Origin of the sequence: Leifsonia sp. ALI-44-B (genome assembly GCF_001984125.1) — a bacterium.
GTDB lineage: Bacteria > Actinomycetota > Actinomycetes > Actinomycetales > Microbacteriaceae > Okibacterium.
This window is the reverse complement of sequence record NZ_MTQL01000006.1, coordinates 1,201,943-1,220,842: the sequence shown is the minus strand read 5'-3', so window position 1 is coordinate 1,220,842 and position 18,900 is coordinate 1,201,943. Positions and strand designations below refer to the sequence as shown.

General features: G+C 66.6%; 13 protein-coding genes. 12 read left to right on the top strand and 1 reads right to left on the bottom strand.

From position 1 onward, the window contains the following. Positions 1-4: 4 nt before the first annotated feature. On the bottom strand, positions 5-1,195 hold the full coding sequence (gene xylA / locus ALI44B_RS06630; protein ID WP_077053822.1) for a xylose isomerase: 1,191 nt from the start codon (positions 1,193-1,195) through the stop codon (positions 5-7). Between the two features lie 171 nt (positions 1,196-1,366). Here xylA and ALI44B_RS06625 point away from each other — a divergent pair, with 171 nt between their 5' ends. The 12 genes from ALI44B_RS06625 to ALI44B_RS06570 all read left to right on the top strand — a co-directional run bounded on the left by ALI44B_RS06625 (position 1,367) and on the right by ALI44B_RS06570 (position 18,867). Then, complete coding sequence (locus ALI44B_RS06625; protein ID WP_077053821.1) at positions 1,367-1,783, top strand: CBS domain-containing protein; 417 nt, start codon at positions 1,367-1,369, stop codon at positions 1,781-1,783. Between the two features lie 285 nt (positions 1,784-2,068). Beyond that, positions 2,069-3,343: an ROK family protein gene (locus ALI44B_RS06620; RefSeq protein WP_238592100.1), complete on the top strand. Its 1,275-nt coding sequence runs from the start codon at positions 2,069-2,071 to the stop codon at positions 3,341-3,343. Next, complete coding sequence (locus ALI44B_RS06615) at positions 3,336-4,772, top strand: GH1 family beta-glucosidase (protein WP_077053819.1); 1,437 nt, start codon at positions 3,336-3,338, stop codon at positions 4,770-4,772. Before ALI44B_RS06620 ends, ALI44B_RS06615 begins: the two co-directional genes overlap by 8 nt. 1,295 nt (positions 4,773-6,067) lie before the next feature. Next, positions 6,068-7,105 (top strand): LacI family DNA-binding transcriptional regulator, encoded by a 1,038-nt coding sequence (locus ALI44B_RS06610; RefSeq protein ID WP_077053818.1) that lies wholly within the window; start codon positions 6,068-6,070, stop codon positions 7,103-7,105. A 39-nt stretch (positions 7,106-7,144) separates the two neighbouring features. Next, positions 7,145-8,767 (top strand): DUF2142 domain-containing protein, encoded by a 1,623-nt coding sequence (locus ALI44B_RS06605; RefSeq protein WP_077053817.1) that lies wholly within the window; start codon positions 7,145-7,147, stop codon positions 8,765-8,767. A 232-nt stretch (positions 8,768-8,999) separates the two neighbouring features. After that, positions 9,000-10,835, top strand: coding sequence for a ribulokinase (araB, locus tag ALI44B_RS06600; protein ID WP_083709613.1), 1,836 nt, complete (start codon positions 9,000-9,002; stop codon positions 10,833-10,835). Next, positions 10,832-11,542, top strand: coding sequence for an L-ribulose-5-phosphate 4-epimerase (locus ALI44B_RS06595; protein WP_077053816.1), 711 nt, complete (start codon positions 10,832-10,834; stop codon positions 11,540-11,542). The genes araB and ALI44B_RS06595 overlap by 4 nt, the downstream gene beginning before the upstream one ends. Then, positions 11,542-13,059, top strand: coding sequence for an L-arabinose isomerase (gene araA / locus ALI44B_RS06590; protein WP_077053815.1), 1,518 nt, complete (start codon positions 11,542-11,544; stop codon positions 13,057-13,059). Before ALI44B_RS06595 ends, araA begins: the two co-directional genes overlap by 1 nt. A 167-nt stretch (positions 13,060-13,226) precedes the next feature. Then, a complete protein-coding gene (gene chvE / locus ALI44B_RS06585; protein WP_077054038.1) occupies positions 13,227-14,306 on the top strand; it encodes a multiple monosaccharide ABC transporter substrate-binding protein in 1,080 nt (359 codons plus the stop codon). A gap of 150 nt (positions 14,307-14,456) precedes the next feature. Continuing rightward, complete coding sequence (gene mmsA / locus ALI44B_RS06580; RefSeq protein WP_077053814.1) at positions 14,457-15,986, top strand: multiple monosaccharide ABC transporter ATP-binding protein; 1,530 nt, start codon at positions 14,457-14,459, stop codon at positions 15,984-15,986. Positions 15,987-16,016: 30 nt separating this feature from the next. Beyond that, complete coding sequence (gene mmsB, locus ALI44B_RS06575) at positions 16,017-17,258, top strand: multiple monosaccharide ABC transporter permease (protein WP_077053813.1); 1,242 nt, start codon at positions 16,017-16,019, stop codon at positions 17,256-17,258. A 106-nt stretch (positions 17,259-17,364) separates the two neighbouring features. Then, positions 17,365-18,867, top strand: coding sequence for a sugar ABC transporter ATP-binding protein (locus ALI44B_RS06570; RefSeq protein WP_077053812.1), 1,503 nt, complete (start codon positions 17,365-17,367; stop codon positions 18,865-18,867). Positions 18,868-18,900: the final 33 nt, after the last annotated feature.

Below are 18,900 nucleotides of genomic sequence, written 5' to 3'. Positions count from 1 at the left end.
AGCTCTAACGCGCGCCAAGCAGGTGCTCCAATGCAAGCTGCTGCAACTTCACGAACCCGAAGCCCTTGCCGCCGAAGTACTCGTCGCTGTTGAATTCCTCGTAAGCGCTGCGGTCGGCCAGCAGGTCGTCGTAGCTCTCGCCGTCGTTCAGCGTGTTGACGCTCAACTCGGGCACGCGGGCTGCCGTGAGGGCCTCCTGCACCTCGGGGTCGGCACGGAACGATGCCGCGCGCTCCTTGAGCAGCAGGTAGGTGCGCATGTTGGCCGCGGCCGACTCCCAGACACCCGTCTCGTCTTCGGTGCGGCTCGGCTTGTAGTCGAAGTGACGCGGTCCGTCATAGGCGGGCCCGCCGTTGGGGCCGCCGTTCTCCAGCAGGTCGACGAGCGCGAAAGCGTTCTGCAGGTCACCGTGACCGAACACGAGGTCCTGGTCGTACTTGATGCCGCGCTGCCCGTTGAGGTCGATGTGGTAGAGCTTGCCCTGGTAGAGCGCCTGCGCGATTCCGGCGGCGAAGTTCAGGCCCGCCATCTGCTCGTGGCCGACCTCGGGGTTCACACCCACGAGCTCGGGTCGCTCGAGCGTCTCGATGAACGCGAGCGCGTGGCCGAGCGTCGGCAGCAGGATGTCGCCGCGGGGCTCGTTGGGCTTGGGCTCGATCGCGAAGCGAATGTCATAACCCTTGTCGGTCACGTAGTCGCCCAGCAGGTTGACGGCCTCGCGGTAGCGCTCGAGCGCCTGGCGGATGTCCTTGGCCGAATCGTATTCGGCACCCTCGCGGCCGCCCCACATGACGAACGTCTTGGCCCCGAGCTCGGCGGCCAGGTCGATGTTGCGCAGCACCTTGCGCAGCGCGAAGCGTCGCACGGCGCGGTCGTTCGACGTGAAGCCGCCGTCCTTGAAAACGGGGGCCGAGAACAGGTTCGTGGTGACCATGGGCACGATGATCCCGGTGTCGTCGAGCGCGCCCTTCAGGCGGTCGATCTGCGTCTGGCGCTCCGCATCCGTCGAGCCGAAGGCGAACAGGTCATCGTCGTGGAACGTGAGGCCGTAGGCGCCGAGCTCCGAGAGTTTCTCAACGCCGTGCACCACATCGAGCGGGGGCCGGGTGGGGCCGCCGAACGGGTCGGCGCCGTTGTAGCCGATGGTCCAGAGGCCGAATGAGAATTTGTCGTCGCGGGTGGGCGTGAGTGACATGCGAATTCCTTCTGTCAACGTCGTTGGTGATTTGTTGGTGGTTACAACATATAACCGATCGGATGCCGCGGCAACCCTCCCGCCCTCCGAATTTGTCAAGCCTCCTGACGTCGAGGGGCGCCCGTCGTAACGTGGCGTCACCTCCTGTTTCCGAGAGAAAGGACAACCGCTATGACGACCGTTCGAGAGATCATGACCGCCGGTGCCGAATGCGCCCAATCCGGGGACACGCTCGTCGTCGTGGCCCAGAAGCTGCGCGATCTCGACGTCGGAGCCCTGCCGATCTGCGGCGAAGACGGGCGCCTGGCCGGTGTCGTCACCGACCGCGACATCGTCGTGAAGTGCCTGGCCGAGGGTGGCAACCCGTCCGAGGTCACGGCCGGTTCGCTCGGCGAGGGCAAACCCGTCACCATCGGCGCCGACGACACCATCGACGAGGCCATCGAGACCATGACCAAACACGACGTCCGCCGCCTGCCGGTCATCGACGGGCACGACCTCGTCGGCATGCTGAGCCAGGCCGACATCGCGCGCTCGCAGCAGTCCGACGACACGGGGCGCCTGGTCGAGGACATCAGCACGAGCTGATCGCCCTGCACTCGCCGAAGGCACCCGTGCGTTCCGCCGGCCTTCGGCGTCCGGCCCGAGAGGGAGGCCGTCACCCCCCTGACCTGCCGCCCTCCCGGGTCTTCTCGGTCTTATCGGCCGGCGCTGCATGCCAGGCGGCAACCGTTCGATAGGGTTCCACCTAATGATCACGACATCCGCTCGCCGTCTGCTGCCCGGGCCGGGCCGCGCATGACCGCCGCGCCCGGCGAGCCGAGCGTGCCACGGGGGCCGAGCGCCGCGGGTCGCGGCAATACGCTCGAATCCGTGCGCCGGCACAACTTGTCCCGCGTGCTGTCATTGGTGCACCGGCACGGCCCGTCGTCGAGATCCGAGCTCACGCGGCACACGGGCCTCAACAGATCGACGATCGCCGCACTCGTCGCCGAACTCGCGGCCGCGGGCCTCGTCTCGGAATCCGTTCCCGACACGCAGGGCCAGGTGGGCCGCCCCTCGCCGGTCGTGCGCGCGGATGCCTCGTGCGTCGCGTTCGCCGTCAACCCCGAGCTCGACGCCATCACGGTCGGCCTCGTGCGCATGAACGGCGAGGTCGTCTCGCGCGTGCGCCGCGAGGTCTCACAGGTGCCGTCGGTCGACGACGCCGTGCGCGTGGCCGCCGAGTCGATCGCCGCCATCCGCCGGGAGCATCCCGAAGCCCCGGGTTGGCAGATCGCCGGCGTGGGCGTGGCGGTTCCGGGCCTCGTTCGTTCGCGCGACGGCCTCGTGCGCCTGGCCCCCCACCTCGGCTGGCGGGACGCCCCCGTTGCCGAGCGGATGGCCGAGGCGACCGGCCTCGCGGCCTCCGCTGCGAACGATGCCAGCCTGGGCGCGCAAGCCGAGCAACTCTTCGGCGCGGGCCGCGGTCACAACGACTTCATCTACCTCAACGGCGGCGCCTCGGGCATCGGTGGGGGAGTGGTGGCCAATGGTGCGCCCCTCGGCGGCCTCAACGGTTTCGCGGGCGAGTTCGGGCACAATCTCGTCACGGCGCCGCACGGCCCGTCGTCGCCCACCACGGGGGGCACGCTCGAGGAGGAGGTCAGTCGCGCGCGGCTGCTCGGCCTGCTGGGGCTCGATGGCGCTGACCCCGAGGAGTTCGCGAGCGCGCTGCGGCGGTCGGATGACGAACGGGTGCACGCCGAGATTCGCCGCGAGCTCGACATCCTGTCGGTCGCCCTGCGCAACGCCATCAACGTCTTGAACCCCGAACGCGTCGTGCTGGGAGGGTTTCTGGCCGCGCTCGCCGAATGCGATCCCGCCTATCTCGAGCGCCAGGTCGGCGCGCAGACGCTCGCGGCGTCGTGGGAGGGCGTCAGCATCGTGTCGGCCGAGCTGGGCAGCGATCTGCTGCTCATCGGGGCGGCCGAAATGCCGTTTTCGGCCGTGATCGCCGATCCCGCGCGGTTCGCCCGACGCGCCGGCGCGAAACCAAGCGGGCATGATCGCGCTCTCATCCCTGCAATAATGGACCAGCGGGCTGCGCACGCCCGCGCCGACGGCACCGCCGCCGTCGACGAACAGAAAGGCACCTCCGATGACTGATGTGGCAACCACCGACTACCGCGACGACTACCGCAACGCCGGGCTGCAGTTCCCGGCCGACTTCGTCTTCGGCTCCGCCACGGCGTCCTACCAGATCGAAGGCGCCGTGAACGAGGGCGGCCGCGGCCCCTCCATCTGGGACACCTTCAGCCACACGCCCGGCAAAGTGCACAACGGCGACACGGGCGACCAGGCCGACGACCACTACCACCGCCTCGACGACGACCTCGACCTGATGAAGTCGCTCAACCTGCAGGCCTACCGCTTCTCGATCTCGTGGCCCCGCATCCAGCCCACCGGTCGTGGCCCCGCCAACCCCGAGGGCATCGCGTTCTACACGCGCCTCATCGACGGCCTCATCGAACGCGGCATCACCCCCATCGTCACGCTCTACCACTGGGACCTGCCGCAGGCCCTCGAAGACGAGGGCGGCTGGACGAACCGGGCCACCTCCTACGCCTTCGCCGACTACGCCCGCATCGTGGGAGAGGCCTTCGGCGACCGCATCGGCACGTGGACCACACTCAACGAACCCTGGTGCTCGGCCTACCTGGGCTACGCCTCCGGCGTGCACGCGCCCGGCCTGAACGACTACGCCGCCTCCCTCGCGGCCGTGCACCACCTCAACCTCGCGCACGGCCTCGCGGTCACTGCGCTGAAAGAGGTCGTCACCAACGATCCTCAGTTCTCCATCACGCTCAACCTGCACGTGCTGCGTCCAGAGGGCGAGACCGGCGCCGAGGCTGTTCGCCGCATCGACGGCCTCGGCAACCGCGTCTTCCTCGGCCCGCTGCTCGACGGCGAATACCCCGCGGATGTCATCGCCGACACGCGCGAGGTCACCGACTGGTCCTTCGTGCACGACGGCGACCTCGACCTCATCAAGCAGCCCCTCGACCTGCTGGGCGTCAACTACTACTCCACCAACCTCGTGCGGGTGTGGGATGGCGTGAGCCCCAAGCAGAGCGCCGACGGGCACGGTGAAGCGTCCGTCTCGCCCTGGCCCGCGGCATCCGACATCGAATTCCTCGAGCAGCCCGGCCCGCACACCGAGATGGGCTGGAACATCGACCCTTCTGGCCTCGAAGAGCTGCTCGTGAGCGTGTCGACGGCCTACCCGAACCTGCCGCTCATGATCACCGAGAACGGCGCCGCCTTCGACGACCAGGTCGTGGATGGTCGCGTGCCCGACGCCGACCGCACCGACTACCTGCGCCGCCACATCACGGCCGCACACAAGGCCCTGTCGCGCGGAGTGGACCTGCGCGGCTACCAGGTCTGGTCGCTCATGGACAACTTCGAGTGGGCCTACGGCTACTCGAAGCGTTTCGGCATCGTCCGCGTCGACTACGACACGCTCGAGCGCACCCCCAAGGACTCTGCCCTCTGGTACTCGGAGCTCGCCGCCACCAACCGCATCCCCGACTGAGCGTCGGCCGCGAGGTCAGCGGTCGCGGCGTCGCGCGGAGCGTCGCTTCAGGAGGGCGTAGATGGCGAGGCCAACGCTCAGGGTGGCGAATGCGATGCCAACACCGACTGACCCCGTCGAGCCATTCCAGATGGCGAGTGCGCCAAACGCAGGGGCGAGAATGAGGAAATAGGCCCAGCTAGCCCCGTGTGGGCGGCCTTTCGTTTCACTCAACGACTCCTCCTCGCGTGATAGTGCGGACGCTTCCCCAAGTCTTTATCGGCCCAAGGGCGATGTTCGCCGGTCGAAAATCAGAATATTTGCATCCGGTCGCGGTGATTCCGTGTGAGCGCTCTTGAAAACCGCGGCGTGTCTCCCCGTGGGTCGGGCGAAGTGGCGCGCCATCGACGCCTGAAGTGGCTGCCTCAAGGTTCCACATCGGCCATTTTGCGTGGAAAACGGTCGTGCCCGAGTTGTCTAGCACCTCAACGGAACCGAGCCTGAAGTGGTCGTCAGGGTGCAGGCATATCACTGTTTTAGGAACGTCTCCGGCGCTCCCCGAAACAGCGAGGTTTCCATGACCGTTCAACTTCTTTCTACACGCATTCTCCTTTCTGCGGCCGTCATTGCCGTGACCGTAGTGAACCCAGTGACAGTCCCTCACGCCCAGGCCAGCGAGCGCTCATCCCCGGTGATCCTTCAGCCATTGACGCTGGAAGAAGTCGAGCGCGACGGTTCTTACCGGCTCCTGACGCCTGCGACATCCCCGGCCCCAACTACGCGCATGGCATCGGGATACACGCGGGCAACGTGCACCTACTCGGGTGGAATGACGAAGTCATATGACTGGACGGGGAGAAATCCCTCCACATGCGGCCAGTACTACCGCCTCTACATCAACGGCAAAGTCGTGTTCGCGGCTCAAAGCCGCTCGGGTCCCAACATCTGGGGAGTCGTCGGGCAGGGGTACACGGCACTCCAAAAGTGGTGTTCACGCAATTCCATGACCTGCGGGGTCGTCACGTCAGTCGGTACTCTCGCTGTCGCGAGCTTGCTGGGTTGAGCCATGTCGAGACGAATTCCGCGCCTCGTTTTCACGGGGCTCGCCTACTTTGCGTGTTACTGGCTCGTACTTTCGCTCAGGGGGAGCTTTGTGCTCTCGGACGTCTTGCTGCTGATGGTCACGTTCGTATGCGGCTTCGTCGCCCTTCGTCCTGAACCGAAACCCAAACCATGATGCAGCGGGGTCCTCGGCCCGGGGCATAATTGGGGGGTGCGGCCGATGTGACCGTGCACATATCGTGCGAGGTTCGAACATGACAGAGCTGTCGGGGGCTGCGGATTCCGTGAGCCCGCCTCGCGCGCCCAACATCCGCGACGTCGCAAAAGCGGCGGGGGTCTCGCATCAGACGGTGTCCCGCGTGCTCAACGACCACCCGAGCATCCGCGAAGCCACCAAGGAGCGTGTGCTCCAGGTGATGGAGCAGCTGCAGTACCGGCCCAACCGTGCGGCTCGCACGCTCGTGACGTCGAAGTCGCGCACCATCGGCATCCTGGCCGCCACGAGCGCCTCGCATTACGGGCCGGCTTCGAGCATCGGCGCCATCCAAGACGCCGCACGTGAGGCGGGCTATTACGTCAGCACGGCCAATATGCACAACACCGAGACATCCGGCATTCAGGATGCCCTGAACCACCTCGTGTCTCAATCGGTCGAGGGCATTGTGGTGATCGCCCCGCAGAAACGCGTGTTCGACGTCATTTCCGAGCTGCAGGTCTCGGTTCCCTACGTCACCATGCAGTCGTCGTCGGATTCGCCGCATACCGTCTCGGTCGACCAACGGGGTGGGGCGCGCCTGGCCACCCGGCACCTCATCGAACGCGGCCACCGCATGATCTACCACCTGGCCGGCCCGCAGGACTGGATCGAGGCCGAGGAACGCATGGCCGGTTTCCTCGAGGAGATGAGCGCGCAAGACATCCCGACGACGGCCCCGATTCTCGGCGACTGGTCGGCCGACTTCGGCTACCGGGCGGGCCGCGAGCTGCTGCGGTTCCGCGACTTCACGGCGATTTTCTCGTCGAACGACCAGATGGCGCTGGGGCTGATTCACGCGATCCGGGATGAGGGGCTCGACTGCCCGCGCGATGTGAGCATCGTCGGTTTCGACGACATTCCCGAGGCGGCGCACTTCTGGCCGCCCCTCACGACCGTGCGCCAGGACTTCACCGAGCTGGGCCGCCGCTGCGTGGCGCAGCTGCTCGGCAACATCTCCGAACCGGAGGTCGTCAACATCGAGGGCATGACCGCCGAGCTCGTGGTGCGCGGGTCGACGGCGGGCCCCAGCTTCTAGGCGCTCATCTAGACTCTCGTTCGTGGAAAGAATCGCCGAGTGACGCGCCGAGTCGTTGTGCGTGCCCTTCTCGTCTGGCTCGGCCTCTTCATCATGATGGCCGCCTGGGCGCTCGCGTCCCCTCCCGCCTCCGGCCCCGACGAATCCGGGCACATCATGAAGGCTGCTGCCACCGTGCGCGGCGACTTCGACGGCACCGAGACGGCTTCACCCGGCATCCGATCGTTCCAGCTGCCCGGCACCCTCGGCGAGCCGGGCGGTTCCCTGCGCTGCTACGTCTTCACGGCGACCGAGTCGGCGGCCTGCGCGCCGAACGAGCTGATGGCCTCGACCGACACGATGACGGCCGAGAGCGGTGTCGCGGCCTACAACCCGGTCTATTACGCACTGGTCGGATGGCCGTCGCTCATCGTTCCGGGCGACGTCGCCGTCATTGCCATGCGGCTCGTCAGTGCCCTCCTGTCCTCGGCCTTGTGGGCGATCACGTTCACGGTCGCGGCCCTCGTCTCCTCGCGGCCTCGGACCACGCTGGCCGTAATGTTGGTCGGCCTCACCCCCTTCGCCGTGTATCTCGGCGGCCTCGTCAACCCGAGCGGTGCCGAGGTGTCGTCGGCCGGTGCCGCGCTGGTGCTGCTCGTGGCTCTGGCGTCGAGGCGCCTCGCCGCGACACCGGGCGCAGTCGCGGTCACGACGGCGGCCGCGGCGTTCCTCTGCAATCTGCGCAGCATCTCACCCGCGATCCTGCTGATGATCCTGGTGCTCGTGGCCGTCTCTGTGGGTGTGCCACCGCTGCGCGAGATCTGGCGATCCACTGTCAATCGTCTCGTCCTTCTCGCCGGCGCCGCCGCGGTCGTCTTCGCGCTGTGGTGGGCGTTCTTCGTCAGCTCGGGCAGCGGCTACATCCCGTCGTCGGGCGCAGAACGCCCCGACGTGGCAGAGGCCTTCTGGCACACCTTCGCCTTGACGCCCGACTACGGCCGCAATGCTGTCGGGGTGTTCGGATGGCTCGACACCGTCCTGCCCGAACAGTTCTACGTGCTCTGGCTCGTCCTCGCCGTCCTGGCCCTCCTCGCCGGACTGATCGCCGGCACCCTGCGTTTCCGTCTCGCGATCGTCCTGGCCGCCGGAGCCACGGTGCTCGTGCCCGCCATTCTGCAGGCCGTCACCGCGGCCGACTACGGCTATATCTGGCAGGGCCGCTATTCGTTGCCGTTCGCGGTCGTCGCAATTGCCTTAGCGGCGCTGGCGCTCGGTATGCGCTCGCGCCGGCCGGCACTCGGATCCGCCGCGTCCGGGCGCACCCCATTGGTCCCCGTTCGTGAGGCTGCTGCTGATTTCGCTTCGCAGCGGAGCGATGTACCGGCCGTGCCGGTTCGAGGCGGGTCCGCCGTCGGAGGGTTCGCGCTCGTCGCGGTCGGAGTCGTCAACCTGGCCGTCCAGGGCTACGCCTTCCTCTACGCGTTCCGCCGGTTCGCCATCGGCACCGACGGCACGTGGGCGGGTTTCTTCACCTCACCCGAGTGGATTCCCGCCGCGGGCATCATGGGCCCCACCGTGCTCGTGGCCGGTGGAGCCGTGTGCTTCGCGGTCGGGTTGTGGCTCGTGTCAGCCATCGCTCCCTCACGGGCGCCCACACGCGCCGCCACAGCCGCAACGGTCTGACCACACGGCCCCAGGCGGTGTGACACCCGTGTGACACCGGTGTGACGCCATCCGCGCCGTCGCTCGCCCCGAACGGGGGTGTTCGTTTACCGAATCGAGACATAGCCGAATTGACAAATGTTTCGAGATTGGGGGTAGTGTTTGTCAACGATGTGACCGGTCACATCCCAGCACATCCTCCCCGACCTGCAATCGGCTGAGGCGCTGAACCTGACACGACAAAGGAGTCTCAGTGAGCAACACCGACCATGGCCAGCCGACGGCAGCCGCCACGCCCGCGGGCGATCAGGCGGAGCAGTACGTCATCGGCGTCGACTACGGCACCCTCTCGGGCCGCGCGGTCGTCGTGCGCGTCTCCGACGGCACCGAATTGGCCTCAGCAGCACTCGACTACCCGCACGCCGTGATGGACACGACGCTCGCGGCATCCGGCAAGACGCTCTCGCCGGACTGGGCATTGCAGGTGCCCTCCGACTACGTGGACGTGCTGAAGACCGCCGTCCCCGAGGCCGTTCAGAAGGCGGGCATCGACCCGTCGCAGGTCATCGGCATCGGCACCGACTTCACCGCCTGCACCATGGTCCCGACCCTGGCCGACGGCACGCCGCTCAACGAGCTGCCCGAATACGCCGACCGACCGCACGCCTACGTCAAGCTGTGGAAGCACCACTCCGCGCAGCCGCAGGCCGACCGCATCAACGAGCTCGCCGCCGAACGCGGCGAAGAGTGGCTGCCCCGCTACGGCGGCCTCATCTCGAGCGAGTGGGAATTCGCCAAGGGCCTGCAGCTGCTCGAAGAAGACCCCGAGCTCTACAACCGCATGGACCACTGGGTCGAAGCGGCCGATTGGATCGTCTGGCAGCTCACGGGCGAATACGTGCGCAACGCCTGCACCGCTGGCTACAAGGGCATTCTGCAGAACGGCGAATACCCGTCGCAGGAGTTCCTCGGCGCGCTCAACCCCGACTTCGCCGACTTCGCCGAAACCAAGGTGGCCCACACCATCGGTCAGCTGGGCGACGCCGCCGGCCGCCTGAGCGCCGAAGCCGCCTCCTGGACCGGCCTGCCCGAGGGCATCGCCGTGGCCGTCGGAAACGTCGACGCGCACGTCTCGGCCCCCGCCGCCCAGGCCACCAACCCCGGCCAGATGGTCGCCATCATGGGCACCTCCACCTGCCACGTCATGAACTCCGACACCCTGGCCGTCGTGCCCGGCATGTGCGGCGTCGTCGACGGTGGCATCGTCTCGGGCCTCTACGGCTACGAGGCCGGCCAGTCCGGTGTCGGCGACATCTTCGCGTGGTACGTGAAGAACCAGGTCCCCGGCTCCTACTACGCCGAAGCCGAGGCGCGTGGCCTCAGCATCCACCAATACTTGACCACCCTCATCGAGGACCAGCCCGTCGGCGGCCACGGCCTCATCGCGCTCGACTGGCAGTCGGGCAACCGCTCGGTTCTCGTCGACCACGAGCTGTCGGGCGTCGTGCTCGGCACCACGCTGACGACGCGCCCCGAAGAGGTCTACCGCGCGCTGTTCGAGGCCACGGCCTTCGGAACGCGTGTCATCGTCGAGACGTTCAATGCCTCGGGCGTTCCCGTGACCGAGTTCATCGTCGCCGGCGGCCTGCTGAAGAACGCGTTCCTCATGCAGACCTACTCCGACATCCTGCGCATGCCCATCTCGATCATCGCGAGCGACCAGGGCCCCGCGCTCGGCTCCGCCATCCACGCGGCCGTCGCCGCCGGTGCCTACGCCGACATCACGGCCGCCAGCCAGGCCATGGGCAAGGTCGACCGCGCCGTCTACACGCCCGACGCCGAGCGCGCCGACGCCTACGACGCGCTGTTCGCCGAATACTCCACGCTCTACGACTACTTCGGTCGCGGCGGCAACGACGTCATGCACCGCCTGAAGGCCATCCGCCGCGCCGTGCTCGGCGAGACCGACGCGCCGCAGACCGCTCAGGATGCTGCAGCCGCCGTCGACGCGGGCACCTCCGCCTCGGCCGCCGACGCCTTCGACACCGAAGCATCCGCCCTCGACGAGAACAGCGGGGTGAACGCATGAGCACCTACGGCCCCGAACTCGAGGTCCAGATCGCCCGCGTGCGCGCCGATGTCGCCCGCCTGCACAACGAACTGGTCCGCTACAACCTGATCGTGTGGACCGGCGGAAACGTCTCGGGCCGCGTGCCCGGCGCCGACCTCTTCGTCATCAAACCGTCCGGTGTGAGCTACGACGACCTGGCGCCCGAGAACATGATCCTGTGCGACCTGAACGGCGACGTCATCCCCGGCACGCCCGTCTCCGACCGCTCGCCCTCGAGCGACACGGCCGCGCACGCCTACGTCTACCGCCACATGCCCGAGGTCGGGGGAGTCGTGCACACGCACTCCACCTACGCCGTGGCCTGGGCCGCGCGCCGCGAACCCATCCCGTGCGTCATCACGGCCATGGCCGACGAGTTCGGCGGCGAGATCCCCGTTGGCCCGTTCGCCATCATCGGCGACGACTCCATCGGCCGCGGCATCGTCGAGACCCTCACGGGTCACCGCAGCCGCGCCGTGCTCATGGCCAACCACGGCCCGTTCACCATCGGGCGCGACGCGAAAGACGCCGTCAAGGCCGCCGTCATGGTCGAGGACGTCGCGCGCAGCGTGCACCTCGCCCGCCAGCTCGGCGAGCCCACCGCCATCCCCACGGATGCCATCGACTCCCTCTTCGACCGTTACCAGAACGTCTACGGACAGCAGCCTCAAGGACAGATCAACTGATGCCGAAACTCACCACCACCCTCGACGCCTACGAAGTCTGGTTCCTCACGGGAAGTCAGAACCTCTACGGCGAGGAGACCCTGCGTCAGGTCGCCGAGCAGTCCCAGGTCATCGCGCGCGAACTCGGTGCCGCGGCATCCGTGCCCGTGAAGATCGTCTGGAAGGACGTGCTGAAGGACTCCGAGTCCATCCGGCGCGCAGCCCTCGACGCGAACTCCGACGACAAGGTCATCGGCCTCATCGCCTGGATGCACACGTTCAGCCCCGCCAAGATGTGGATCTCGGGTCTCGACGCGCTGCAGAAGCCGCTGCTGCACCTGCACACGCAGGCCAACGTCGAGCTGCCCTGGTCCGAGATCGACTTCGACTTCATGAACCTCAACCAGGCCGCCCACGGCGACCGCGAGTTCGGTTACATCCAGACCCGCCTCGGCATCTCGCGCAAGACGGTCGTCGGCCACGTGTCGAACCCCGTCGTGCAGGAGCAGGTCGGCACCTGGATGCGTGCGGCCGCCGGTTGGGCCGCGACGAACTCGATGAAGCTCGCCCGCTTCGGTGACAACATGCGCTACGTCGCCGTCACCGAGGGCGACAAGACCGAGGCCGAGATCCGTTTCGGAGTTCAGGTCAACACCTGGGGCGTCAACGAGCTGGCCGAGGCCGTGCACGCCGCATCGGATGCCGACATCGACGCGCTCGTCGCCGAATACGAGGAGCTTTACGACGTCGTCCCCGAGCTGCGCAAGGGTGCCGAACGCCACGAGTCGCTGCGCTACGGCGCCGCCATCGAGATCAGCCTGCGCACGTTCCTCGAGGCGGGCGGTTTCCACGCCTTCACGACGAGCTTCGAAGACCTCGGTGCCCTGCGTCAGCTGCCCGGCCTGGCCGTCCAGCGCCTCATGGCCGAGGGTTACGGTTTCGGTGCCGAGGGCGACTGGAAGACCGCCATCCTCGTGCGCACCGCCAACGTGATGGGTGCCGGCCTGCCCGGTGGTGCGAGCCTCATGGAGGACTACACCTACCACCTCGAACCCGGCAACGAGCAGATCCTCGGCGCCCACATGCTCGAGGTCTCGCCCTCGCTGACCACCTCGACGCCCACGCTCGAGGTCCACCCGCTCGGCATCGGTGGCAAGGAGGACCCGGTCCGCCTGGTCTTCAACACCGACCCGGGCACGGCCGTCGTCGTCGCCATGAGCGATATGCGTGACCGGTTCCGCCTCACGGCAAACGTCGTGGATGTCATCGAACCCGCCGAGGCGCTCCCGAAGCTCCCCGTGGGTCGTGCGGTGTGGAAGCCCCGCCCCGATTTCGCCACCTCCGCCGCAGCCTGGCTCACCGCCGGCGCTGCCCACCACACTGTGATGTCGACCGCCGTCGGGATCGAGGTGTTCCGCGACTTCGCCGAGATGGCGAAGACCGAACTCCTCATCATCGACGAGTCGACCTCGCTCCCCGAATTTCAGAGAGAAGTGCGCTGGAACCAGGCTTACTACCGCCTGGCGCAGGGTCTCTGAATACCCCAAAAAACAGCACCACCTACGAACCAACAACTGAATACCGGGAACCGATCGACATGGACGTGATCGGAACCCCCCAGCACCACGAGACAGTGACGTCCAACCCCTTGAAAGGAAACACAGTGAAGAAGCGTGTGATTCTCTCGACCATCGCCGCAGGTGCAATGGTCTTCTCCCTCGCAGCGTGCTCGTCGGGCGGCTCCGGCGGCGGCTCCGGCGAAGGCGACGGCGGCCTCGTCGGCGTTGCCATGCCGACCAAGTCCTCCGAGCGTTGGATCCAGGACGGCGACGCCGTCAAGAAGCAGCTCGAAGACGCCGGCTACAAGGTCGACCTGCAGTACGCAGAGGACGACATCCCCACCCAGGTTTCGCAGCTCGAGAACATGATCACCAAGGGCGCAAAGGCCCTGATCGTCGCCTCGATCGATGGCACCACGCTCACGAGCGTTCTGCAGGAGGCCGCTGACGCCGACATCCCCGTCATCGCCTACGACCGCCTCATCCGCGACACCGAGAACGTGGACTACTACGCCTCGTTCGACAACTACAAGGTCGGCGTCCAGCAGGCCACGTCGGTTCTGAACGGCCTCGGCCTGGTCGACCTCGAGGGCAAGCCCGTCGATGGCGCTCCCGCCGGCCCGTTCAACATCGAGATGTTCGCCGGTTCGCCCGACGACAACAACGCCACGTTCTTCTGGGACGGCGCGCAGGACACCTTCAAGCCCTTCATCGACGCGGGCACGCTCAAGGTCGGCTCCGGCCAGACCGACTTCCAGCAGGCTGCAACGCTCCGCTGGGATGGCGAAACCGCTCAGAAGCGCATGGAGAACATCCTCACGTCGACCTACTCGGGTGGCGACAAGGTGCAGGCCATCCTGTCCCCGTACGACGGCATCTCGCGAGGCATCATCTCGGCTCTGACCGACGCCGGCTACTCGGTGGGCGACGAATGGCCCGTCATCTCGGGTCAGGACGCTGAGCTCGACTCGGTCAAGGCCATCGACTCGGGCGAGCAGTACGCCACCATCTTCAAGGACACGCGCAACCTGGCCAAGGAAGCCGTCAACATGGCCAAGGCCGTCCTCGAGGGTGACAAGCCGGAGACCAACAACGACACCGACTACAACAACGGTGTCAAGGAAGTTCCGTCCTACCTGCTCGACTCGCAGATCGTCGTCAAGGACAACATCCAGGACGTCCTCGTCGACTCGGGCTACTGGACCGAAGACGAGATCAAGGGCTAATTCCGCCTCACGCGGAGCTCTCGCTCTCAGCATTACCGGGCTCTCAGTCCACAGCACCACCCGGTGAGGGTCGGTCGGCGCACGCGTCGGCCGGCCCCCGCCACCCACTACTTAACGATCAGGAAAACGCGGAATGGTAAAGGTGTCGTCATGACAACGAACATCCTCGAAATGCGGGGGATCACGAAGACGTTCCCGGGCGTGAAGGCGCTCTCGGATGTCACCCTCGATGTGGCGCGCGGTGAAGTGCACGCCATCTGCGGCGAGAACGGCGCCGGCAAGTCGACCCTCATGAAGGTGCTGTCGGGTGTGTACCCCCACGGCACATACGAGGGCGACATCGTTTTCGAAGACAAGGTCATGGCCTTCAAGGACATCCGCGACTCCGAGGCCGAGGGCATCGTCATCATCCACCAGGAGTTGGCGCTCAGCCCCTACCTGTCGATTGCCGAGAACATCTTCCTCAACAACGAGCAGCGCGACAAGTTCGGCCTGATCGACTGGAACAAGACCAACCACGAGGCCCAGACGCTGCTCGCCCGCGTCGGCCTGCGTGAGAACCCCACCACCAAGATCCTCGACATCGGCGTGGGCAAGCAGCAGCTCGTCGAAATCGCGAAGGCGCTCTCGAAGCGCGTGAAGCTCCTCATTCTCGACGAGCCCACCGCCGCCCTGAACGACGACGACAGCGACCACCTGCTGAACCTCATCCTGCACCTCAAGGAGCAGGGCATCACGTCGATCATCATCAGCCACAAGCTGAACGAGATCAAGAAGGTCGCCGACTCGGTCACGATCATCCGCGACGGCAAGACGATCGAGACCATCCGGTCGACCGACGTCACCGAAGAGCGCATCATCAAGGACATGGTCGGCCGTGACCTCGAGCACCGCTACCCCGATCACACGCCCTCCATCGGCGAAGAGATCCTGCGCGTCGAGGACTGGACCGCCCACCACCCGCAAGACCCGACCCGCGTGGTCGTGGATGCCGTGAACCTCAACGTGAAGGCCGGCGAGATCGTCGGCATCGCGGGGCTCATGGGCGCCGGACGCACCGAATTCGCGATGAGCCTGTTCGGACAGTCGTACGGAACGCGCATCACCGGCAAGGTGTTCAAGCGCGGCCAAGAGATCAAGACCCGCACGGTTTCCGAGGCCATCAAGAACGGCCTCGCCTACGCCACCGAGGACCGCAAGTACTACGGCCTCAACCTGATCGAGGACATCAAGCGCAACATCGCTCTCGCCTCGCTGAACAAGCTGGAGAAGGGCGGCCTCGTCAACGACAACGAGGAGTACGCCGTCGCCGACGGGTTCCGCAAGTCGATGAACATCAAGGCGCCGAACGTGCTCGTCAAGACGGGCAAGCTCTCGGGCGGAAACCAGCAGAAGGTCGTGCTGTCGAAGTGGATCTACTCCGACCCCGACGTGCTCATCCTCGACGAGCCCACGCGCGGTATCGACGTGGGTGCGAAGTACGAGATCTACACGATCATCAACAAGCTGGCCGCGGCCGGCAAGGGCGTCATCGTGATCTCGTCGGAGCTGCCCGAGCTGATCGGCATCTGCGACCGCATCTATGCACTCTCGGAAGGCCGCATCACGGGTGAACTCCCCATCGAGGAAGCCAACCCCGAAGCACTTCTCAAACTCATGACCATGGAAAAGCCGCGCTAAGGCGCCCGGCACCGACAACAGGGAATCACAATGTCTGATCTCGAAACCAAGCCGACGGACAACGTCGCCGCCGGCGCTCTGGTCAACCCGACCGAGAACAAATTCACCAGCTGGCTCACTCACGTGCTCAGCGACCTGGGCAAGAACGGCATCTTCATCGCGTTGATCGCGGTCGTCGTGCTGTTCTCGTTCCTGACCGACGGCATCCTGCTGCGCCCGCAGAACATCTCCAACCTGATCGTTCAGAACGGATACATCCTCGTTCTGGCCATCGGTATGGTCATGGTCATCATCGCCGGCCACATCGACCTCTCGGTCGGTTCGGTCGCGGCCTTCGTGGGCGCCGTCTCGGGTGTCTTCGCCGTGAACATGGGGCTGCCCTGGTGGCTCTCGGTCATCCTCTCGCTCGCCATCGGCGCGGCCGTGGGTGTCTGGCAGGGCTTCTGGATCGCGTATGTGGGCATCCCAGCGTTCATCGTGACGCTGGCCGGCATGCTCATCTTCCGCGGTCTCGCGCTCGTCGTGCTCGGCAACGCCAACATCGGTTCGTTCCCCGCCGAGTACCGTGCCCTGGGTAACGGCTTCCTCGACGGTGTCTTCGGCGAGTTCGAGCTCGACCCCCTGACGCTCGGTGTGGCCGTCATCGCCATCATCGCCCTCGTCATCAGCCAGGTGCGCACGCGCAGCGGTCGCCAGAAGTACGGCCAGGATGTCGAACCCATCGTGTGGTTCACCATCAAGCTCGTGCTGATCATCGCCGCCATCGGCTTCTTCGCCTACGCCCTCGCGGCCTACAAGGGCATCCCCGTCACGCTCATCATCCTCGCCGTGCTCGTCATGATCTACGGCGTCATCATGAACCGCAGCGTGTTCGGCCGCCACATCTACGCGATCGGCGGAAACCGTCACGCCGCCGAGCTCTCGGGTATCAAGACCCGCAAGGTCGACTTCTTCCTGTTCGTCAACATGGGCATCCTGGCCGCCCTCGCCGGCCTGATCTTCACCGCCCGCCTCAACCTGGCCGGCCCCAAGGCCGGTGACGGCTTCGAGCTCGAGGCCATCTCCGCCGCCTTCATCGGTGGCGCTGCGGTTCAGGGTGGTGTCGGAACGATCGGTGGAGCCATCATCGGTGGTCTGATCATCGGTGTGCTGAACAACGGTATGTCGATCATGGGTATCGGCATCGAGTGGCAGCAGGCCGTGAAGGGCCTCGTGCTCCTTCTGGCCGTCGCCTTCGACGTCTACAACAAGCGTCGCTCGGGCGGCCGCTAAGCCCGACGGCCTGCGGGCCACGGTAATCTGGTAACACCCATCGGCGGAGGCCTCTCTTTTCTAGGGCGGAGACCTCCGCCGATGGCTTTAACGAAGGGCGTGCGGGATGTCTGAAGCCAGTGGTGCTTTCGATGGTCCCGGTCTGCACGTCATCGCGACCGACATCGATGTCGACGACGTCGCCGATCTGCTCGCCCGCCTCCAGGTGCCGGTCGATGCGGTCATCGACGGCGATCTGGCGCTCAGCCCCTATCAGGATGCCGCCGAGAACCTCTTCCTGGGTCACGAACCCCGCCGTTTCGGCCTGGTCGATCGTGGCCGAATGCGGCGCGAGGCCGCCGGGGTCTTCTCGAGCTTTGGTCTTGATCTGAGCCCCGACGGGCCGCTGACCCTGCGCCACGAAGATCACCTGCTTTTCGCTCTCGCGCGCGTCGCCGCTCAGGGAGCGCGCGCCTGCGCCATCAACGCAGACCGGCTCGAAGTCGCATCCGAATCGGTCGTGCGCGCCTGCCGCCACCTGTTGTCGAGGGGCGTGCGGGTCGTCGCGGCCGGCGCCGCCGTGGGGGCTTTCCTGGGCCACGCGCAGACGATCACGGTCGTGAGCCTCGACTCGGGCGTGGCGCGCGTTGCCGGAACGTGCGAGCCGGGGTCGCGCGCATCCGAGGAGGTCGTCGAGCTTCTCTCGGCCCAAGCGGGTGGGGATGTCGGCGCGACCGGGGAGCGAGCCGAACAGCTCGACCACCGCCCGGTCGTTCCCGGGTCGGCGACGGGGTCGTCACCCGTCCTCACCGTGTCGGGGTGGACGGTCCCCGCCCTTCCCGGCGTGTCCGCTCCCGTCGCCGACGGGGTGTCGTTCGATCTCCGCGCCGGGGAGATCACCGCCCTGACGGGCCAGGGGGCGCGCGAGCTCGCGCTCAGCCTGTTCGGTGCCTCGATGGGCCCGGCCACGCAGGGGAGCGTGCGTGCGCGCCGGGTTGGCGGACCGCGCCTCGACGGCGTGAATGCATCCCCGTCGGACGAACGCCGCGTGGGCGCACACCTCTCAGGTGCACACCTGTCAGGCGCACAGGGCTCCGACGCACACGATGTGGAGGTCGGATCGCTGACCGCTGCGGAGGCGATCTCTGCGGGCATCTCGTATGGCAGCGAGTGGCCCCTCTCCTACGATGTGGGCCTTCTAGGCGGCATCCCGACCAGCGTGTCCGGCGCCACTCTGAAACGGTTAGCCTCCTCGGGCGTCATCGACCCGCGCCGGGCCTATCGAACATCCCGTCCGTCGCTCGTGGCCGCCCTGCGGGGTGGCGACGACCCATCGGCGTTCACGGATGTCCTCCGCTCCTGGTCTGCGTCCGGCCCGGCCGTCGTCATCCTCGACGAGCCCTTCCTCAACGACCGCGCTGCGCGAATCGCCGCGGTGCTGTCTTTCGTGGCTGGTGGCGGCGCCGCTATGGTCGTTTCCGCTCGCCCCTCCGACATCGCGAGCTGCGCGGATCGCCTTCTCACCGTCCAGTCGGGATCCCTTCTCGAGCAGATGAACCTGATCGGTCTCTCGGAGAAAGATCGCATTCGACGCGTTGTCCGCGCTCGCTTGCGTCCGCTTTCGCCGTAGTAGCGGATTCGAAACGTCGCGATGCCAGGTTAG

What these genes read in the sequence shown, in the direction of transcription:
- xylA (WP_077053822.1), bottom strand. Translation starts at nt 1,195, where the DNA reads ATGTCACTCACGCCCACCCGCGACGACAAATTCTCATTCGGCCTCTGG.
- ALI44B_RS06625 (WP_077053821.1), top strand. Translation starts at nt 1,367, where the DNA reads ATGACGACCGTTCGAGAGATCATGACCGCCGGTGCCGAATGCGCCCAA.
- ALI44B_RS06615 (WP_077053819.1), top strand. Translation starts at nt 3,336, where the DNA reads ATGACTGATGTGGCAACCACCGACTACCGCGACGACTACCGCAACGCC.
- ALI44B_RS06610 (WP_077053818.1), top strand. Translation starts at nt 6,068, where the DNA reads ATGACAGAGCTGTCGGGGGCTGCGGATTCCGTGAGCCCGCCTCGCGCG.
- ALI44B_RS06595 (WP_077053816.1), top strand. Translation starts at nt 10,832, where the DNA reads ATGAGCACCTACGGCCCCGAACTCGAGGTCCAGATCGCCCGCGTGCGC.
- araA (WP_077053815.1), top strand. Translation starts at nt 11,542, where the DNA reads ATGCCGAAACTCACCACCACCCTCGACGCCTACGAAGTCTGGTTCCTC.
- chvE (WP_077054038.1), top strand. Translation starts at nt 13,227, where the DNA reads ATGGTCTTCTCCCTCGCAGCGTGCTCGTCGGGCGGCTCCGGCGGCGGC.
- mmsA (WP_077053814.1), top strand. Translation starts at nt 14,457, where the DNA reads ATGACAACGAACATCCTCGAAATGCGGGGGATCACGAAGACGTTCCCG.
- mmsB (WP_077053813.1), top strand. Translation starts at nt 16,017, where the DNA reads ATGTCTGATCTCGAAACCAAGCCGACGGACAACGTCGCCGCCGGCGCT.
- ALI44B_RS06570 (WP_077053812.1), top strand. Translation starts at nt 17,365, where the DNA reads ATGTCTGAAGCCAGTGGTGCTTTCGATGGTCCCGGTCTGCACGTCATC.